This window comes from Acidobacteriota bacterium, from assembly GCA_038040445.1.
GTDB lineage: Bacteria > Acidobacteriota > Blastocatellia > UBA7656 > UBA7656 > Onstottus_A > Onstottus_A frigus.
On record JBBPIG010000011.1, the window covers coordinates 40936 to 58886 of the forward strand.

Consider the following 17951-nt stretch of genomic DNA (forward strand, 5'->3'; position numbering starts at 1 on the left):
CAGATCGAAAGTATTCTTCTCCCCGATCTTTGTCCACTACTATAGACGCAAAACAAATCTTGAGTAATTCATCAAGCGGCATTAAGCGGCATTAAGCAGCAGGGCGCGTCTCTGTTGCCTGCGACAACGATTCACTGCTTCAGAAAAGTTGCCCTGCCTGCATCGTCGGCCTAGTGAGTTCCGTCTGTTTATGATAGGAACGAACCGGCGCGCGGCCGCAGATGACCAAAACGGGCCGCGCGCGAAAGGGAGGATATCAGATATGAGCGCAGACGACAGACCGGGAATACTTCGATTGGATCTGGTCGATCTCAATGGACAGAAAATAGGCGGAAGGGTTGACGTGCTGCTGCGCCATCAGGTGCTCAGTCATTCTCCACGCTTCAACGGCCTAGACCCGTCTCAGGGGATCGAAATCAAAGGGCTGCACGCAGTTCCGCAGGGGCTCTACATGGTTGAAATCGATCCGGCAGCCTATCTTCAGGTGAATCAGTTCGTCACCATCGCGGCAAGCGGCTTCACCGAGAGGCGGATCGTGTTTCCAATAGACCCCAAGAAAGTCACGGCGGTGTTTCCTGAGTACGCGGGGCTGCCCGATGATCTTCAGAGGATACTGGAAAACAGCGACAACGTGTTTTCGTTTGAGGGTACGACTGGGAAGTCGCTCTTCACCGCGCAAGCGTTCGATGACCTGCGCAAAGCCTGTATGCTGAACATCGCCGCCAAGTGCGCTGCAACTCGTCTGAGCAACGGCAAAACGGTTCTGCCGTACATCCAGAAGATACGCGAGATCCGCAGCGAACGCTTCTTTGCCGACGTTTCGAGGGAGCTCAGAGAAGAGACCAAAAACAGCGTGGATGAAGATGTGTTCAAGGACGCGCCCGACACGCTTCACACCCCGCCCTCGGGTTTCAAAAAAGCCGGAAGCTGGAAAACGCGAGACCAGTATGGCAACTTGCAGCTCACCTTCTTCGTGAAAGGCGATGAGTGGGTGGCGGATATCGACATCGACGACGCAGCCGGAATAGAACATCTGTTTCACGTCCTCAAACACAAGCTCACTAGCGGCCACACGAACCCTTATGCCATCCACGAGATTCTGATCGCCCATCAGGAAATCGACCCCGGCTACCATTTTGTGGTCTAATCCAACGACGGATGAGATCACATATCCTGGCCATAGACCTGGGCGGAACGAAGGTGATGGCCGCGGTGCTTGATGCCGAGGGCCGTATCATCTCGCGCGCGCGCGCCAAAACCAGAGCGTGGCGCGATGACCAGGCGGTCTTTGCGACGATCGCGCAGGTGGGTCATCGAGCTATCGAAGACGCGGGCATCGCCGTCCAACGACTTGCCGCGGTAGGCATCGGCGCCCCGGGCCCCATCGATTTTGATACTGGATACATCATCGAATCCGCGAATTTGGGATTCAAGAATTTTCCGCTGGGTCCCCGCATTGCCGAAGAGTTCGACTGTCCGGCGATCGTCGAGAACGACGTCAACGCCGGCGTGTACGGCGAGTTCAAAGCGGGCGCGGCCCTGGGCGTAAACGACGTGCTGGGCGTGTTCGTCGGGACAGGCATCGGCGGCGGATTGATAGTAAACGGCGCACTCTTTCGAGGCTTCAACAAGGGCGCCGGCGAAGTAGGCCACATAATCGTCAAGACGGGCGGCCCGCGTTGCGGCTGCGGCAACCGTGGCTGCCTTGAAGCTCTCGCCAGCCGCACCGCGATCACTCGCGACATCCGAAAAGCGATCAAGCGGGGACATCGCAGCGTTGTTGCAAAACGACTGAGGCAAGAAACCGACCTGCTATCCGGGAAAGATCTGAAATCGGCTTATGACTCCGGCGATGAGCTTGTAAGGAAGACAGTTCATCGGGCGGCCACGTTTATCGGCATCGGCATTGGGAGCCTGCTCAATGTGGTCGGCTCGGAGATGGTAGTGCTCGGCGGAGGTGTCGTCGAAGCATTCGGAGAGGACTTCATCGATCGCATCGAGCGGGCGGCTCGTGACATTGCGTTCGAGATCAACACAAAGAATGTGAAGATAATCGGCGCCGGGCTGGGCGACGACGCCGGAGTGATCGGAGCTGGTATGCTCGCGCGAGAGGCGCTAGCTGACGCGCGCCTCGGTTAGTAGATGCTTGGGCGGAACCCTCAGGTCGCTCACCAATCTAATCCACGACATCACCTTCAATATGTAATAGCTGACATCAACTTCCCACCAGTAGAAGCCCTGCTTCACAGACGACATGTAGTGATGATGATTGTTGTGCCAGCCTTCGCCGCAGGTCCACAAAGCGATCAAGAAGTTGTTACGGCTTTGATCCGTTGTCGCGAACCTTCGGCTGCCCCAGATGTGCGATAGCGAGTTGACCGAGAACGTCCCGTGATACAAAACAACAGTACTGACGAAGAAGCCCCATACCAGCCACTGCCCTCCGCCCAACACGAACAAAAGCACCGCCAGCGCGATTGGGGGAACGAGGTGAAACTTGTTAAGCCATCGCAGCTCAGGGTAGCGCGCGAAGTCTTTGATCGCGTCCCATTCAGTAGGGTCGAACTTGGGGCTGGCTATCCAGCCGATGTGCGACCACCAGAATCCTTCTTGCACCGGCGAGTGAATGTCACCTTCCTGGTCGCTGTACTTGTGATGCCTGCGGTGATGCGCGGCCCACCACAGCGGACCCTTTTGAACTGCCATCGTGCCCAGCAACGCTAACACAAATTGGAAGCCGCGACTGGTCTTGAATGTGCGATGCGCAAAATAGCGATGATAGCCGGCCGTCAGCGCGAACATGCGCAGCGCATAGAGGCCAATGCAAACCAGCACCGCCGGAAGACTGATCCCTACGAACACCACTGCGACACACGCGAGATGCATCAATACGAACGGTATGAGCTTGGCTGACTTCTTGATTCTTGGGTTAACACTCGGGGCAGCCTTTCGATGCTCGCGAGGTTCTTCGGCGAGCGGTAGGTGGGTGTCGAACTTTTTAGTAAATGGTAATTCTTTCGTCCGGGTCGAAGGCGGTACTGTCTTTATCTCGATCATCAGCTCTCCTGGGGCCGTAGTATCTTAGCAACTCTTGAGGCCGACCGGAAGGTCAAATGACTACGGGTCAAATGACTACAGACACTGGTGGAACTATCGCCAGTCAGCGGCGTTTGAACCTATCCAAACAGACTCATTAGTTGTGCTATTGAGCAAGAGAACCTGATTAAGGGAGAGGTAGCGCAGCAAGCTACCATAAACGAAAATGGCCTTATTCGAACAAGTAGCCGGGATTTGCAAGCACACGTGGGAATGCAAACAATGCCACCAACATATCGCAGAGGAGCGCACCGTCGCCTACCACTTAATCGACGGCGTTTTGTATGGTTGGTGTGAGTCCTGCTTCAGCCAGCGTGCCCTATTAAGCAAAAGCTAAGCAAAGCGGCCGCCTAATGCGTGGACCTAAGCCAGGGCAGCAGCAATGAATCAGGTTGGTCCAATCGCACGCGGTCGCGCCTGCCTCTGATCAGATAAACAAGCCAGTCAGACCTATCCATTTCCGCAAACATCTCTGAAAGTGGCGGGCGCGTCAGACTTTCGCGCGTACCCACTCGCGAAGCGGTGGGTATGAACTCCACGCAACGCGAAAACCTGACGCGCACCCCTGAAAGTGCCTGCCTTGACTCGGTCATAGTTAGGCTGTACGTTACAGTCGAGCACTCGCAGGAGGACGCGTGGAGACGGCAAAGGGTAAGACCCGCGAAGAAATCATCAACCGGCTCGCCGACCGAATAGACAGCTTCGAAAAATACACCCGTCCGCACTCTCGACTGATAGCCGAGCTTGCCACCCATCTGGCTCGCAGATTCGGACTCACGGCGCCCGACGTTGACGCGATCGCTGAAGCCGGCATGCTCCACGACATCGGCTTATATGCGATGTCTCCCACTCCCACTTACCTTTCGCTTCCGCGCCCGCTGACCTTCGAAGCGCGCCTTGACGTGTGGAGGCATCCGGTCATCGGCGAGCAGCAAATGCAAAAACGCGATGCTATGCGTCACGCGCAGTTGCTCGTGCGTTGGCATCACGAGTGGTGGAACGGATCGGGCTATCCTGACATGCTCGCGTTCGAAGACATTCCCATCGGCGCGCGAATTCTGCGAGCGGTTGAGCTCTACGCGGCTTTGCTTTCCGATCGACCCTATCGCGCCGCGCTCGACGAGCAGCAAGCCCTCGAAGCGCTCACATCATCGGCCGGCATAGAGTGCGATCCGTACGTAGTCACAGCGCTGCTGGCGTTGCTGAATGAGTTGCGCGAGCCGCTCCCCGCGCACGGCGTCGAGGCGGCTACAAGCGAGACCGGGCGGTCGCCCCTTCCTGATCAACCCGCCACTGTGGAATCGCCCGCTGCTGAATCATTGGCTTCGGTGTTGATTGCGCCCGAGCCCTCAAGCGATCTGACCGTCGCTGACCCGATCTCCGGCGCCGGCATCAACTCCGACTCGCATTCTGTCGAACCGACGAGCGCCGGTGTGCAAGCGATCGCTAACACGACTCACGTGCGAAGCGAATACCACCCGTCCGAGCCAACACTCGGCGGCACGCATACCACGGAGATCGTTACGCCAACCGGGCCGGCAGATCGCGAGACACCTCGTGCTCTTCCTCCATGCGAGATGCTGTTGTCGCGCGCGCGATCAATTGATGCTGCCGGGCGCGATTCGCCGCGATGGGGCGGGTGGCAAGGATCTCACTACAACAAGAAAACGCTCCTAGGATTTCAGGCAAGCGTGCTGCAACAGATCGAGTTTCGCTCGATCGCGATTCCCTTCTGGAACCAGGCGCGGTTGGACTGGTACCTGAAAGCGTGGGGCAAGCTCATCTTTGTGAACGATCCACGCGCTTGGGCCGGAACTGTCGCGCAAGCGACGGTCGAAGCCACCGAACCGCTCGGCGAAGACACCATCGCTCGCATACTTGAAGACGTTTACGTTCCGCGAGTGAGACTGGCGAACCCCGGCTTGCGGCGCTGGTTCAGCGAGACCGACGCGTGGTGGATGGACAATCTGCGAAGCAATATCGACTTATTGGATGATCAGCTCACGCGCGCGCAGGCTTTGACTCTCGGGTTTCACACTGGAGACTACGCGCTTTCGTTTGATCAAGAGACTCTCGATCTCAGGCGCCCGCTCACGACGGTGTTCTGGCGATTGGCCGGCCGCGCTTTCGCGGGTCCTGCGGGTCAACCACAGAATCGCAGCTTCAATCAGCCGGCCGAGGACTTCATTAAGCGCGCGCGAGCGGACCTGCTTTACCTGAGCTTGCCTCCCTCACATCACGATCGCGGAGGCGCGGAAGCAAGATCGGAGTGGCGCGAGTCGTGGATTAGCGGGTCGACGCCTGATGAAGCGGATCGCGGAACCAGGCTCGCGACGGCCCCTCAGTCGAAGCAATCATATCTCGCGTCGATCGACCGGCTGTTGAGACTCGCCCCGCACTTCAAGACCTGGGCGATCGAGTATCAGGAACTAGGATTAGCGACGACGTCCCTCGACATAATTGACCTGATCAAAGAATACCGGCCGGTGAGCACGACCTATTCAAAAGATGTGACTGAAGTGGCAGGCGGCCAGCGAAGCCACATCATCGTCGGCGAAAAGAAATCCGCACGTTAGCCTCTGAAGACCATTGCGTACCGCCATCGCCTTTACATCGAGCGCTCGACTGGGTCTGCGCCAGCCAGTCCCCATCTAGTCAAAACAAGAAAGGCAACCCGACGCGCGCGCCCTGCGTTTATCTAATTGGTCATCCACAGGTGGATGAGACACGGGGTTTTCGACTAACATTAGCTCAGTGCAAAACGGATGAAGGAGGAGTTGACTATGTATAGGGTCTCAGCCAAACAGTTAGTTTCGGTAGCGTTGTTCTCAGCCTTGATGGCTGGCGTCATCGTCGCTTGCGCTCAGCGCGCGCTCGAGCGCCGTCCGGTGGCTGTTGAACTCACTGCCATCGCGGACCCCACGGTTGCGAGCGACGAACAGAACAACATCGAGATCTATCGGGCTGTGAGTCCCGGCGTCGTCAACATCACGAATCGCGGCTATCAGGAAGGCTTCTGGGGTGCGTTACCTTCCGAGGGGAGCGGCTCAGGTTCGATCATCGACGAGCGCGGATATATCCTGACCAACTTCCACGTGATCCAGGGCGCGACGCAGCTCGAGGTCCAGGTCGAGAACGAGAAGTTTTCCGGGAAGGTCGTCGGCACCGATAGAGATGACGATCTGGCGGTGATCCAGATTGATCCGCGCGGCCAGCGTTTGACTGTGGTCAAGCTTGGATCATCACAGGGGCTTGACGTCGGACAGAAAGTGCTGGCTATCGGAAACCCGTTCGGGCTTCAACGAACCTTGACCACCGGGATCATCAGCGGGCTTCAAAGACCGCTCCGCGATCCGGTTGCGCGACGCATCATCAATGGAGCTATTCAAACCGATGCCGCAATCAACCCTGGCAATTCCGGAGGACCGCTTCTGAACGCGAAGGGCGAGATGATTGGCATCAATACCGCAATTCAACCGAACGCCGGCGGCGGTTCGATCGGCATTGGGTTCGCCGTGCCAGTGGACCTGGCGAAGCGGATCATTCCGGAGATCATAAGCAAAGGATACGTGTCGCGTCCGTGGTTGGGGGTTTCTACCATGCCTTTGGACCGGCGCATCGCGCGCGCCTTCGGGCTGCCAGTCGAAGAAGGCATCATTGTTGGTGAGGTATACCGTGGCAGCGGCGCGGCAGCGGCGGGGCTTCGCGCGGCGACGGTGCGCGACACGATCTATGGTATCTCGCTTCAGCAACTAGGCGATGTGATGCTGGCGGTCGGTGGCCGGAAGGTCGCGAACACCGACGATCTTCAGAATGCGCTTCAAGATAAGAAGCCAGGCGAGACGGTCGACGTGGAGATTCTCAGAGGCGGTCAAAGGATTACCGTGCCCGTGCGCTTGAGCGAGCGTCCGCCGGAATTGAGATAGAGAGTCGAGACGACGAGGTGGGTCTTCGCCTTTTTCTCAGCTACTCGCTGCGCCGTCAGCGAGTGCCGCTCGGCTGCTGTCTGGTCTCGCGCTGCTGGCGCCGATACTCTTCGACCGCAGCGTCGTGCTCGGCGGCTGTGCGTGAGAACTTATGCCGGCCGCCGGTCCCGTTCACCACAAAATACAAGTCATCGGTGTTGGCGGGATGGAGCACCGCTTCCAATGAGGCCCGTCCCGGGGAGGCAATCGGACCGGGAGGCAGCCCGCCTACCAGGTAGGTGTTGTACGGCGAAGGACGATCTCGATACCGTCGCTGGTTTGGGTTGCCGTCGTAGTCACCCGCCAGTATCGCGGCGTAGATGAAAGTTGGATCGCTCGCTAACGGCATCCCGAGCTTAAGCCGGTTGAAAAAGACTGAAGCGATATGCGGTCGTTCGTCGGGAACCTTCGCTTCTTTTTCGATGATCGAAGCGAGAGTGACGACTTGATGCACGGTCAGGCCTAGCTGGCTCGCTCGCATTGACCACTCAGGTGTGAACACTTCATCAAAACGATTGACCATCGTTTGAATCAGATCCTCCGGCGTCGTCTTCGAGTTGTAGTTGTAGGTGTCGGGGAACAGATAGCCTTCCAGGTTGCGGGCCGCGGGCGCGATTCGCTTTATGGGAGTCTGGTCTTCCATCAAACGAAGAAACTCCTCGGCGGTGGCGTTGCCGGTCTTTGTAGCGAAGGCTTCAGCAATCTCAAACCGATTGAAGCCTTCGGGTATCGTCACCCGTTCGAGATAGACCTCGCCCCGGCGAATCTTCTCGATGGCTTGAAGGGGTGAGATTGGCGAGGGAAACTTGTAGTCGCCGGCCTTCAAGTTGCTCCCTCGGCCGGTGATCCGCAGATAAATCTTTAGCGCGAGCGGATGGGGCACCATTCCAGCCTCAGCCAGGCGGGCAACGATTGCTTGTGTTCCAGCGCCCTGGTCGATGGTGACTATCCCGTCCGGTTGGTGTTCGACAGGAGTCGTCGAGGTTTTCCACACCCACGCGGCAAATGCTCCGCCCGCGAGAACGACGATGAAGAGCAGCGCGATTAAGCGTCGAAGCGGTCGCCGACGAGAAGAAGTCATGTGAGGCTCAGAGAAAGTTCATACCTGGTTTGGGCTGAATCTAGTTCTTCGGTTTCGTTGCCGACAAGTAGTCCTGCAGGATTATCATGGCTGCGAACTCGTCCGATCGAGCGCGCCGTTTGCTCTTCGCGAAGCCGCGCTCAATCATCATCTGTTCCGCTTCATAACTGGTCAGCCGCTCGTCTTGCGCAAAAACCGCGACGTCCAGTTGGGCTCTCAGGGTTTCAATGAATCGCAACGCGGCAGCGGCGACGTCGCCTACGGTGCCATCCATTCTTAGGGGCAGCCCGACGACCACCGCTTCGGCTTCGAGGTCCTCAACGAGGAATTTCAGCCGTGCAATGGCGCGTTTGTTGCTCGATCTGCGAATAGTCTCGACCGGACGCACAGTCATGCCCAGCGCATCCGAAATTGCCGTTCCTATGTTCTTAGTTCCAAGGTCAATGGCAAGCACACGCATTAAGGGAAGTATAGGAAAGCGAAGCGCAAAGGGCAAAGGGCAAAGAGACAAAGACCAAAGAGCACCGTCCCGCTTTGCTCTTCGCCCTTTGCTCCTTGCCCTTATCCTTGCGCCGAGCATTTCTCACAGGTTAATATAGGTTCTGCCAAAAGCCCACTAAGGAGTATCAGATGCGGTTCAAGACCAAGATAGCCATCGTCGTCTTTTCTACGATTATTGCCTTCTACGCTATCGTCGGCAGCTTCATGTCGAAGTCGGGCCAGGTGGTCGCCCGCGGAAGCCAGTACGGCCAGCTTCAGATTTTTGACGAAGTGCTCAGCCACATCATTCGCGACTACGTCGATCAACCCGATCTGGAGAAAGTCAGGATCGGCAGCCTGCGTGGACTCGCCGAAGGGCTCGATCCATACAGCGCCTATCTGACGCCGGAACAGGTAAAGCAATACGATCCGAAGGCCAATCGCGCGGAGACCGGGCTGTTGCTCTCGAAGGTGGGTGGGTACGCCTACACGGTGGCAGTGCTTAAGGGCTCGCCTGCTGAGCAGGCTGGGATACGATCAGGCGATTTCATCGAGTATGTAGGGAAAGTCCCGTCGCGTGACTTGAGCCTGTATGACATCGAACAACTCTTGAGCGGTCAAGCCGGATCTACCGCCGAGGTTCGAATCCTTCACCAGGGACAATCGCGAAAGGTATCGCTCGCGCGCGCAAAGCTCGCTCAACCTGCGATCGAGTCGCGTATCGAGGAGCCGGGCGTCGGCTACATAAAGATCACTACGCTGGCGGATGGCAAAGCGTCCGAAGTCAAAACGGTGTTGAGCGATTTGATGTCAAAGGGCGCTCAGAAGATAGTGCTCGACCTGCGTGGGACCGCCAACGGCAAGATTCAAGAAGGAGTGGCGGTGGCCAACTTGTTCGCGGGTTCGGGGACGCTCGCCAGAGTTCTGGGCAAGGGAGAGAAAGAGACCGACACATTCACCGCCGATGCAAGCAAAGTTGTGTTCAACGGGCCGCTCACGGTCGTGATCGATCGCAGCACGGCCGGGCCTGCTGAAATCATCGCCGCCGCGGTGCGGGACCAAAAGCGCGGTGAGCTTGTTGGCGAGCGAACTTTTGGAACCGGATCTGAGCAGCAACTATTCCGGCTGTCAGATGAGGGCGCGTTGCTTATTACCACCGCGAAATACGCTCCGGCCACTGGCAAGGCGTTCATGGAAGAACCCGTAAACCCGACGGTAAAAGTTGACCGACCCGTCGAAGCTGAAGTCATCCTGCCTGCAGGCGACGACGATGACGATAGTGAGGAGAAGCCCGACCAGCAACAGCCCCAGGTGACGCCTCCAAAACCTGCTCAGCCAGTCGAGGACGTTCAGCTCAAGAAGGCCTTTGAGATAATCAAGCAAACACCGCTCAAGGCCCAGGCTGCGCAGAAACGCGCTGTGCTCAAGGTCGCTCCGATTCCTGCCAGGGCAGCCCAAGATGTTCGGATTTCGACTTAGTGTGAAGTTCGGGCGAAAAAGATAGCTTTGAAAAGCCGCTTCTCGCGAAGCGGCTTTCTTATTTAGTACTGAGTCCGCTTACCCTCTGAGCGTATTCCTCAAAACGAACCAGATGTTTGCAGGACGCTCCGCCAGCCGCCTCATGAAATAAGGATACCAATAACGGCCATACGGAACATAGACTCGCATGCGATAGCCTTCCTGCACGAGTTTCTGCTGAAGATCGCGCCGTATGCCGTACAGCATTTGAAACTCGAATTTGTCCGGCCCTATCCCACGCTCTTTCGCAAACTCCTTGGTCGCCTCAATCATCTTCACGTCATGAGTCGCTATTCCGTGATAGATGCCCGAAGGCAGCAGCCGTTCCATGAGCTTGACGAAGTTTGCATCAACGTCCGCCTTCTTTGGAAATGCGGCCTCGGGAGGCTCCTTGTAGGCACCCTTGCATAGCCGAATCCTCGCGCCGACCTTCAGCAGTTCTTCGACGTCCCTCTCGCTGCGATACAAATAGGCTTGAATGACGATGCCGACGTTCTCGAATTCACTCCTTAGCCTCTTGAATACCTGGAGCGTTGCGTCGGTCTTGGTCGAGTCTTCCATATCGATGCGAACGAAGTTGTTGTAACGGAGCCCCGTCTCAACAATCGCGCGTGTGTTCGAGTAACACAGCTCGTGGCTGACATCGAGGCCAAGCTGAGTAAGCTTGACCGACACGTTCGAGTCGAGCTTGCTGCTGTTTATGCTCTCGAGCACGTGGGTGTACTCGTCCACTTCCCTGCGGGTTTCAGCTTCGGCGGTGATCGACTCGCCGAGATGATCGAAGGAAGCGCTGATCCCCTTGCGGTTGAGTTGGCGAATAGCTTCGACAGCATCGGCCAAATCTTCCCCGGCGACAAATCTCCGAGTCACGTTGTTGAAGGATCGGAAGCGAGTGAGGAACTTCTTGAAGCCTTCGCTTCCGGAGAGATGTAGCAGCGCCGATTTCGTTATCACGTTTTGCAAGCCCGCTTCAGGAGCAGACTAACGAGAATAAAGCACAGGCATATACCAAATCAACCGGTGCGAAACCACAAGTCAGAATCCCGATGCGAAGCTGAATCATCAACGGCGTACCTTTGCAAATCGCTCCCCCAGAAAAAAAACCGTTGACTCTCGATAACGGCTTGCGTATACTGGCGGTTCTGAAATTGAAAACGGTTTTCAATTCCGCTCAGTTGGTGAGGGCAGGTAAGAATTATGGTCTCCAGCAAAGTTCCTTCACGAAGCTTTTGGCATCAGGTCTCAATTGCAGTTTTCCCTCTGGCGGCTTTCATCCTGGCAAACTCGATAAGCGTCATAGGACAGGCAAAAAGCGCAAGTGTTTCCGGGCAGGTATCGGACCAGAGTGGCGCTGCGATCAGCGGCGCCTCAGCAAGGCTGTGGCAGCACTCAACGGGCTTTGATCAAATTGCCAAAACGGATAACAGCGGTCTGTTTCTCTTTCGCGATGTCTTAGGCGGCAGGTACAACCTCAGCGTCAGCAGCAGTGGGTTCTCTGCTCTCACGCGAGAGATTGTTGTCTCAGCCGGCGGGACCGATAGCGCGGACTTCGTGCTTCACCCCGCGGCGCTCGCAGAAGAGATGGTAATCTCGGTCAATCGCATCGCGGAAACACCGGAGGTTCTGGAGCGGATACCCGGCTCAGTAGACGTAATCGACAAAAAGATGCTCGAAACGAGCCGGGCTTTCACTTTTACAGAAGCACTGCGCAAAGTGGCGGGCGTTCAGGTGCGCGACGAAGAAGGCTTCGGACTGCGGCCCAACATTGGTATTCGCGGGTTGAACCCCACCCGCTCCACCAAGGTGCTGTTGCTGGAAGATGGCATACCGCTCACCTACGCGCCTTATGGCGACAATGCCTCTTATTACCATCCGCCAATTGATCGCTTCGAAAGCCTGGAGGTGTTGAAGGGCTCAGGGCAGATCCTTTACGGCCCGAGCACGGTCGGCGGAGTCATCAACTACATTACGCCCACACCGCCGCAAAAGCCTTCAGGTTACGTGACGTTAATCGGAGGAAACCGCGACTACCTAAACGGCCACATTAACTATGGTGGGACCTGGAACGGCACGGGCCTCTTGTTCGACTACACGCACAAGCAAGGCCGTGGCTCGCGCGAGAACACTCGCTCCAGCCTGAACGACTTAAACTTCAAGGCGCTCGCCGCCATTGGATCGAGACAGGCATTGACGTTGAAGGCGAATTACTACGGCGAAGATTCGAACGTCACTTATTCGGGCCTGAGGGAGGATGAGTACCGGGCCAACCCGCGCCAGAATCCTTTCAGAAACGATTTCTTCTACGGCGATCGTTATGGCGCATCTGCCAGCCACGCTGTCATCTTCAACAACAACCTGGCGCTCACTACCAATGCTTACGGGCAAATCTTCCAGCGCCACTGGTGGCGGCAATCGAGCAATTCCAATCAGCGGCCAAACGACTCGGCGGACCCAGCCTGCGGCGACATGGCTAACCTCAACACTACCTGCGGCAACGAAGGCCGTTTGCGTAAGTATTACGTCTGGGGGGTGGAGCCACGCTTGCGCGCAAGCCACCGTCTGTTCGGCCTGAGAAACGAAGCTGATTTCGGTTTCCGGATGCACTTCGAGACTCAGGACCGGCGGCAGGAGAATGGCAACCGGCCAACGTCGCGCACTGGAGTCATCGTAGAAGATAACGAACGTAAGAATCAGGCTTATTCCGGTTTCGTGCAGAACCGCTTTCAATGGAGAGACTGGACAATAACGCCGGGAATCCGACTGGAGCATATCAAGTACGAACGCACCAACAGGCTCGCGAACAATGGCGCTGGAATTGCCGGCAAGACGGACCTGACACAACTTGTTCCCGGTCTCGGCGTCTCCTACAGTCCTCGGCCAGGTACGACATTTTTTGGCGGCGTTCATCGCGGGTTCGCTCCGCCGCGCACCGAAGACATTATCAGCAACACCACAGGCGGCAGCGTAGACCTCGATCCCGAACTGAGCTGGAACTACGAAATCGGCGCGCGGGCTCTGGTCCATCCAGGCGTGAGAGTCGAGGCAACTTTCTTCCGCATGGATTATGAAAATCAAATCATCCCCGCGAGCCTTGCGGGTGGGATTGGCGCGGCGCTAACCAACGGCGGTGAAACACTGCATCAAGGAGCGGAGTTGACGGCGCGGGTAGATTCAGGGACCATCTTCAAGTCGAAACACAACTTTTACGCTCGCACGGCATACACATATCTGCCACTAGTCCGGTTCGACGGTAAACGCTTCAGCAATGTGCCCGGGTTTGTCAGCGTAGACATCACTGCCAACCGGTTGCCTTATGCGCCCAGGCACTTGCTGAACTTCAGCGTGGGCTACTCGAATCCAGCAGGCATAGACGCGCTGGTAGAAGCCGTTGGGGTGAGCGAGCAATTCGGCGATGATCTCAACACGATAACGCCCACCTCGGATGGTCAGCGCGGATTGATCCCAGGCTACACGGTATGGAACTCGACGGTAAATTACAAAGTCGAGGCTATGCGGGCGACCTTCTTTTTTACGGTTAAGAACCTGCTCGATAGCACCTTCATTGTGGATCGTGCGCGAGGCATTTTGCCCAGCAGTCCGAGGATGGCGCAGGCAGGACTGAAGTTCTACTTTTAACTTCATCAATGTTTTGTTCACCAAACCCAGCACCACTCTGTGGGGCCTGATTTGCCACAAATAGAAGATGCTCGTTAGTCCTCAAAGAAAGCTGAAGCCGCTGCCGGTCCCCTCACAAACCCACTTGCTCTCTTCACGGACGCGCCAACGATTTGCCAGTTCAATCCGCGAGTGTATAATCCTGATGATTCCAGCCGGAGTTTTATGGAACGTGAAGAGAAACAGATATTCCAAGAGCATCTCAAGCGCGCCGGGCTTAAGCGAACGAGTCAGCGCGATTTGATTTTGGATGTGTTTCTGGATACCGAAGGGCACGTTTCCAGCGAGGATCTGTACTCCCTCATCAAGGCCAGAGACCCGTCGGTCGGATTCACCACCGTGTATCGCACACTGAAGCTCTTCAAGGAGTGTGGCCTTGCTCGCGAGCTCGAGTTCCACGACGGGCGGATGCTCTACGAGCACGACTACAAGCACACTCACCATGACCACCTGATCTGTACGGGCTGCGGCGCTTTGATCGAATTCTACAGCGAACAGATCGAGCAACTGCAAGATGAGATCGTCCGCCATTACCGATTCAAGCCGCTTCATCACAGCCATCGAATATTCGGAATCTGCTCGGACTGCCAGAAAGCTCAAAAAGCCGCCGCAGCGAAGGCCAAGGCTTCCTCCAAATAGAAGACGCCCTTTTACGCTCTTCCCTTCCCTATCAAAGCCGGTTCGCTTAACGAGTTGCTCAGCTTCATCGCTCGAATCTATTATCAACTCATCCGTGAGAACACTGATGCCTCTCGCCAATGACCGCCAGTCCGCTCTCGATCCGTGCAGGCCGCTGGTCATCGCCCATCGCGGAGCCTCAGGCCTCGCGCCTGAGAACACGGTGGCCGCGTTCAAGCTCGCCGTAGCGCTCGGCGCGGACGGTGTCGAGATGGACGTTCAGTTGTCGTCGGACGGGACTCCCGTAGTCATACACGATGCGCGGGTCAATCGCACGACTGACGGCTCGGGTAATGTCGCGCGTCTCACGCTCGCTCAGCTCCAGGATCTCGACGCCGGCAGTTGGTTCGAGCGCCGGCTGAGTATGCGGCCTCGCGTTCGCGCGATGGTCCGGCGCTTCTCAGCCGAGACGGGTGATTCGTTCCGGACTTTCTCGCGTGAGCCGGTTCCCACGCTCGAAGTTGTACTCTCGCTGCTGGCGCCGGCTGGGCTTGGACGAATATACGTCGAGCTGAAAGGCGGCCCGGCAAAAAGACGAGCTTTGCTTGAAGCCGTTCTCTCGGTGGTGCGAGCGCTTCGACTCGAGCGCAACGTAACGCTGTTGTCCTTCGACCACGCGATCGTTCGCAGCGCGAAAGAGATTGCCGGCGATATTCGAACCGCGGCTACGTTTCCGGCGAAAGGCCGCAGGCTCATCTCGACTCGTTCCATCGTACGCGCTGCCGAGAGCGCAGGCGTCGATGAGGTCGCGCTTCATTTCGGGCTCGCGTCGAGGCGCGCTGTAGACGCTTTGCACGAGCGCGGCATATCCGTTTCGGCTTGGACCGCGAACAGCAAGCTGGCGATGAGGCGGCTCGCCGCGTGCGGAGTTGATTCAATCATGACAAACTTCCCCAATCGGTTGCGCGGCGTTCTTGATTCGCTTTCGCCGGGTCCAATATCGGTGTTGAGCCGGCGACGCCGTGGGCGCGAGTAACGATGATGAAGAGCGCAGCGGTACCGAACGAAACCCATATGCTTGCCTCAGTCGGAGATCCGGTCTCGCGGCCCGGTCATTCTATGGAGTCCCAGAGGTTCGTTTCGCGGCCCCAGTTCACGGTGCGCCACACAGCAACGGACAATTGCGAGTTTGAGCCGCACTCTCACTCAGCGTTCACCATTACGGCGGTGCTTGCGGGACGGATCCAGGCGACAATCGGCGAGGGCACTTTTGAGTTGTCGGCCGGCGAAGCAGCTTTGACCAACGTTGGTCAGAACCACTCCGCGCGCGCTTCGGAGGTCGAGTTTGTTTCTATTGGAGTAGGCCCGGTTTTGGTGAACGAGCTGGTCGCCGAAATCGGTCTCACGCGCACAACCGCGGACATAGTTTTTCGCGCAAGCGTGGTTACAGACCAGACCATAACGCAAACGGCCGGGTTGATAGCGACCGAAATATCCGACGAGCGGTGGGGACACGACGAGATGCTCAACGCGCTGGTGCGTCAGCTCGTCATTCACCTATTGCGCTCGCATCTCACCGTAAGAATGTCGGAGCAGATCGAGCTTTCGCGCGCCGGACCGGTTGACCGGCGGCTGCGCCGCGCGATCGAGTTCATGCACGATAACTTCGGGCGCGAGCTTGCGGTCGAGGAGATAGCTTCGGCAGCGTACCTTTCGGAGTATCATTTCGCGCGGCTGTTCAAGCAGATTACCCGGGTTACGCCGCACGTCTATCTTGCGAACCTGCGGTTGGAGCGTGCGCGAAAACTGCTTGCGGAGACCGCGCTTCCCATAAGCGAGATTGCTGCGATGGTCGGCTATCAAAGTCAAAGCCACTTTTCGAAGATGTTCAAGTCGGTTGCCGGCCTCGCCCCCCGGGCGTACCGGGATGCCGCAAAGTAGCGCGATCTCTTTGTCGTAGGCTGAACCCGACCGATATCAATAGATCACAGGTGAGGTACTCAAGATGATTCGTCCTTTCAACTATTCAGGAATCACTCGCGACGCGGACGGCATAGCTCATTACGACGACCGGCCAAACTCGCTGGTCGAGATGCTGCGAGCCACTGTCGACAAGTCTCCGGATCACGAAGCCCTCGTGGAACTGGGGGGCGAGCGAGTCAACTATCGCCAGCTCTGGGATCGCTCGGCGCGGGTTGCGGGTGGCTTAAAGTGCGCGGGTATCAATCGAGGCGATCGGGTCGCGATTCGACTTTGCAACGGGCTCGACTGGTGCCTGGCGTTCTTTGGAGTCCAGATGGCCGGCGCCATCGCCGTTCCCGTCAACACCAGATTCAGCGAGTCCGAAGTCGAGTACGTTGTGAGTGATTCAGGTTCTCTCTTCTCGTTCCTGCCAGGGCAGCCGTTGCCGGATGGCGAGCCCTTCGCCGTCGAAGACCTGACCAAGAGCGATCTGGCCGCGATCTTCTACACCAGCGGCACCACTGGCTTTCCGAAGGGTGCGATGACCACGCACGAGAATTTTCTTGCGAACACCGAGAACTGCCGTCGCGTGGTGAAGCTCCCGGATGATGGCAGCCTACGAAATCTGGTATCGGTCCCGTTGTTCCACGTCACCGGTTGCAATAGCCAGTTGCTGCCGACCTGCGAATCCGGTGACGCGCTGGTGATCATGCCAGCCTTCGAAGTCCAGGCGTTCCTGCGAGCGATCCGTGACGAGCGGATCAACCTGCTCACCTCGGTTCCCGCTGTCTTCTGGCTTGCGATCAACCAACCGGACTTTCACGAGGTGGACGCAGCCAACATCCGCTGGGTGACATACGGTGGAGCGCCGATCGCGCCGGAGCTCGTTGCCCGAATCATGGAAGCGTTTCCAAACGCTCGCGTCGGAAACGGCTTTGGCCTGACAGAGACGTCCTCGGTTGCAACTTTCCTTCCTCACGAATACGCGCACGACCGGCCGGAGACCGTTGGCTTCGCCGCCCCGGTCGTGGACCTGGATGTTTTCGAGAAAGATCCCTCGACCGGGGCGGGCGAGTTACTCGTGCGCGGAGCCAACGTCGTGAAGGGCTACTGGAACAAACCGGAGGCGAGCTCCGAGACGTTCGTCAACGGCTGGCTGCACACAGGTGATATGGCGCGTCTGGATGAAGACGGCTTCGTGCAGATAGTTGATCGCAAGAAGGACATGATCTGTCGCGGCGGCGAGAATGTTTATTGCGTCGAAGTTGAGAACGCACTAGCTGCACATCCGGCGGTGTTCGAAGTAGCAGTGATCGGAGTAGCCGATTCGATGATGGGCGAGAAGGTCGGGGCAGTAATCGTCCCGCGCCCCGGACAAAAGGTTGACGTCGACGATCTGATCGCCTTCGCGCGCGACCATCTCGCGGATTTCAAAGTCCCACAGTTCGTGGCGATTCGCACGGAGCCAATGCCTCGCAATCCCGGGGGCAAGATGCTGAAGCCGGTGTTGAGAAGAGAGACTGAGTGGGGCAAGCCGCTGAGGTGAAGCAGATAAT

14 protein-coding genes are annotated in these 17951 nt (G+C 57.4%); 10 read left to right on the forward strand and 4 right to left on the reverse strand.

The features are described 5' to 3' along the window. Window positions 1–262 precede the first annotated feature (262 nt). Together AABO57_13685 and AABO57_13690 are read left to right on the forward strand one after the other, a co-directional pair. Entirely contained in the window at window positions 263–1147 is an 885-nt protein-coding gene (locus tag AABO57_13685; protein ID MEK6286785.1) for a hypothetical protein, read from the forward strand. Window positions 1148–1158: 11 nt separating this feature from the next. After that, the gene (locus AABO57_13690) at window positions 1159–2139 is read left to right on the forward strand and encodes an ROK family protein (protein ID MEK6286786.1); all 981 of its coding nucleotides are present in this window, start codon (window positions 1159–1161) and stop codon (window positions 2137–2139) included. Here AABO57_13690 and AABO57_13695 read toward each other — a convergent pair. After that, complete coding sequence (locus AABO57_13695; protein MEK6286787.1) at window positions 2116–3057, reverse strand: acyl-CoA desaturase; 942 nt, start codon at window positions 3055–3057, stop codon at window positions 2116–2118. The two genes, AABO57_13690 and AABO57_13695, sit on opposite strands and share 24 nt — an antisense overlap. Window positions 3058–3731: 674 nt before the next feature. Here AABO57_13695 and AABO57_13700 point away from each other — a divergent pair. Then, on the forward strand, window positions 3732–5672 hold the full coding sequence (locus AABO57_13700) for an HD domain-containing phosphohydrolase (protein ID MEK6286788.1): 1941 nt from the start codon (window positions 3732–3734) through the stop codon (window positions 5670–5672). Between the two features lie 207 nt (window positions 5673–5879). Continuing rightward, on the forward strand, window positions 5880–7022 hold the full coding sequence (locus AABO57_13705; protein ID MEK6286789.1) for a trypsin-like peptidase domain-containing protein: 1143 nt from the start codon (window positions 5880–5882) through the stop codon (window positions 7020–7022). Between the two features lie 55 nt (window positions 7023–7077). Here the strand turns inward: AABO57_13705 and mltG are convergent, their stop codons facing one another. Together mltG and ruvX are read right to left on the reverse strand one after the other, a co-directional pair. Continuing rightward, entirely contained in the window at window positions 7078–8142 is a 1065-nt protein-coding gene (gene mltG / locus AABO57_13710; GenBank protein MEK6286790.1) for an endolytic transglycosylase MltG, read from the reverse strand. A gap of 40 nt (window positions 8143–8182) precedes the next feature. Then, window positions 8183–8722, reverse strand: a complete 540-nt coding sequence (gene ruvX, locus AABO57_13715) for a Holliday junction resolvase RuvX (GenBank protein MEK6286791.1) — start codon at window positions 8720–8722, stop codon at window positions 8183–8185. 50 nt (window positions 8723–8772) lie between these two features. On the opposite strand from ruvX, the gene AABO57_13720 reads away from it, so the two are divergent. Beyond that, a complete protein-coding gene (locus AABO57_13720) occupies window positions 8773–10101 on the forward strand; it encodes a S41 family peptidase (protein MEK6286792.1) in 1329 nt (442 codons plus the stop codon). 78 nt (window positions 10102–10179) lie between these two features. On the opposite strand, the gene AABO57_13725 is transcribed toward AABO57_13720, so the two are convergent. After that, window positions 10180–11094 carry a proline dehydrogenase family protein gene (locus AABO57_13725; GenBank protein MEK6286793.1) on the reverse strand — a complete coding sequence of 305 codons (915 nt, stop codon included), beginning with the start codon at window positions 11092–11094 and terminating at the stop codon, window positions 10180–10182. A gap of 243 nt (window positions 11095–11337) precedes the next feature. Between AABO57_13725 and AABO57_13730 the strand changes: the two genes are divergently transcribed. From AABO57_13730 to AABO57_13750, 5 genes are all read left to right on the forward strand, one after another. Beyond that, window positions 11338–13776 (forward strand): TonB-dependent receptor, encoded by a 2439-nt coding sequence (locus AABO57_13730; GenBank protein MEK6286794.1) that lies wholly within the window; start codon window positions 11338–11340, stop codon window positions 13774–13776. Window positions 13777–13980: 204 nt separating this feature from the next. Beyond that, the gene (locus AABO57_13735) at window positions 13981–14454 is read left to right on the forward strand and encodes a transcriptional repressor (protein MEK6286795.1); all 474 of its coding nucleotides are present in this window, start codon (window positions 13981–13983) and stop codon (window positions 14452–14454) included. A 106-nt stretch (window positions 14455–14560) separates the two neighbouring features. Beyond that, window positions 14561–15469 (forward strand): glycerophosphodiester phosphodiesterase family protein, encoded by a 909-nt coding sequence (locus tag AABO57_13740; GenBank protein MEK6286796.1) that lies wholly within the window; start codon window positions 14561–14563, stop codon window positions 15467–15469. Window positions 15470–15471: 2 nt separating this feature from the next. Next, a complete protein-coding gene (locus AABO57_13745; GenBank protein MEK6286797.1) occupies window positions 15472–16374 on the forward strand; it encodes an AraC family transcriptional regulator in 903 nt (300 codons plus the stop codon). 64 nt (window positions 16375–16438) lie between these two features. After that, window positions 16439–17941, forward strand: coding sequence for an AMP-binding protein (locus tag AABO57_13750; protein MEK6286798.1), 1503 nt, complete (start codon window positions 16439–16441; stop codon window positions 17939–17941). Window positions 17942–17951 lie beyond the last annotated feature (10 nt).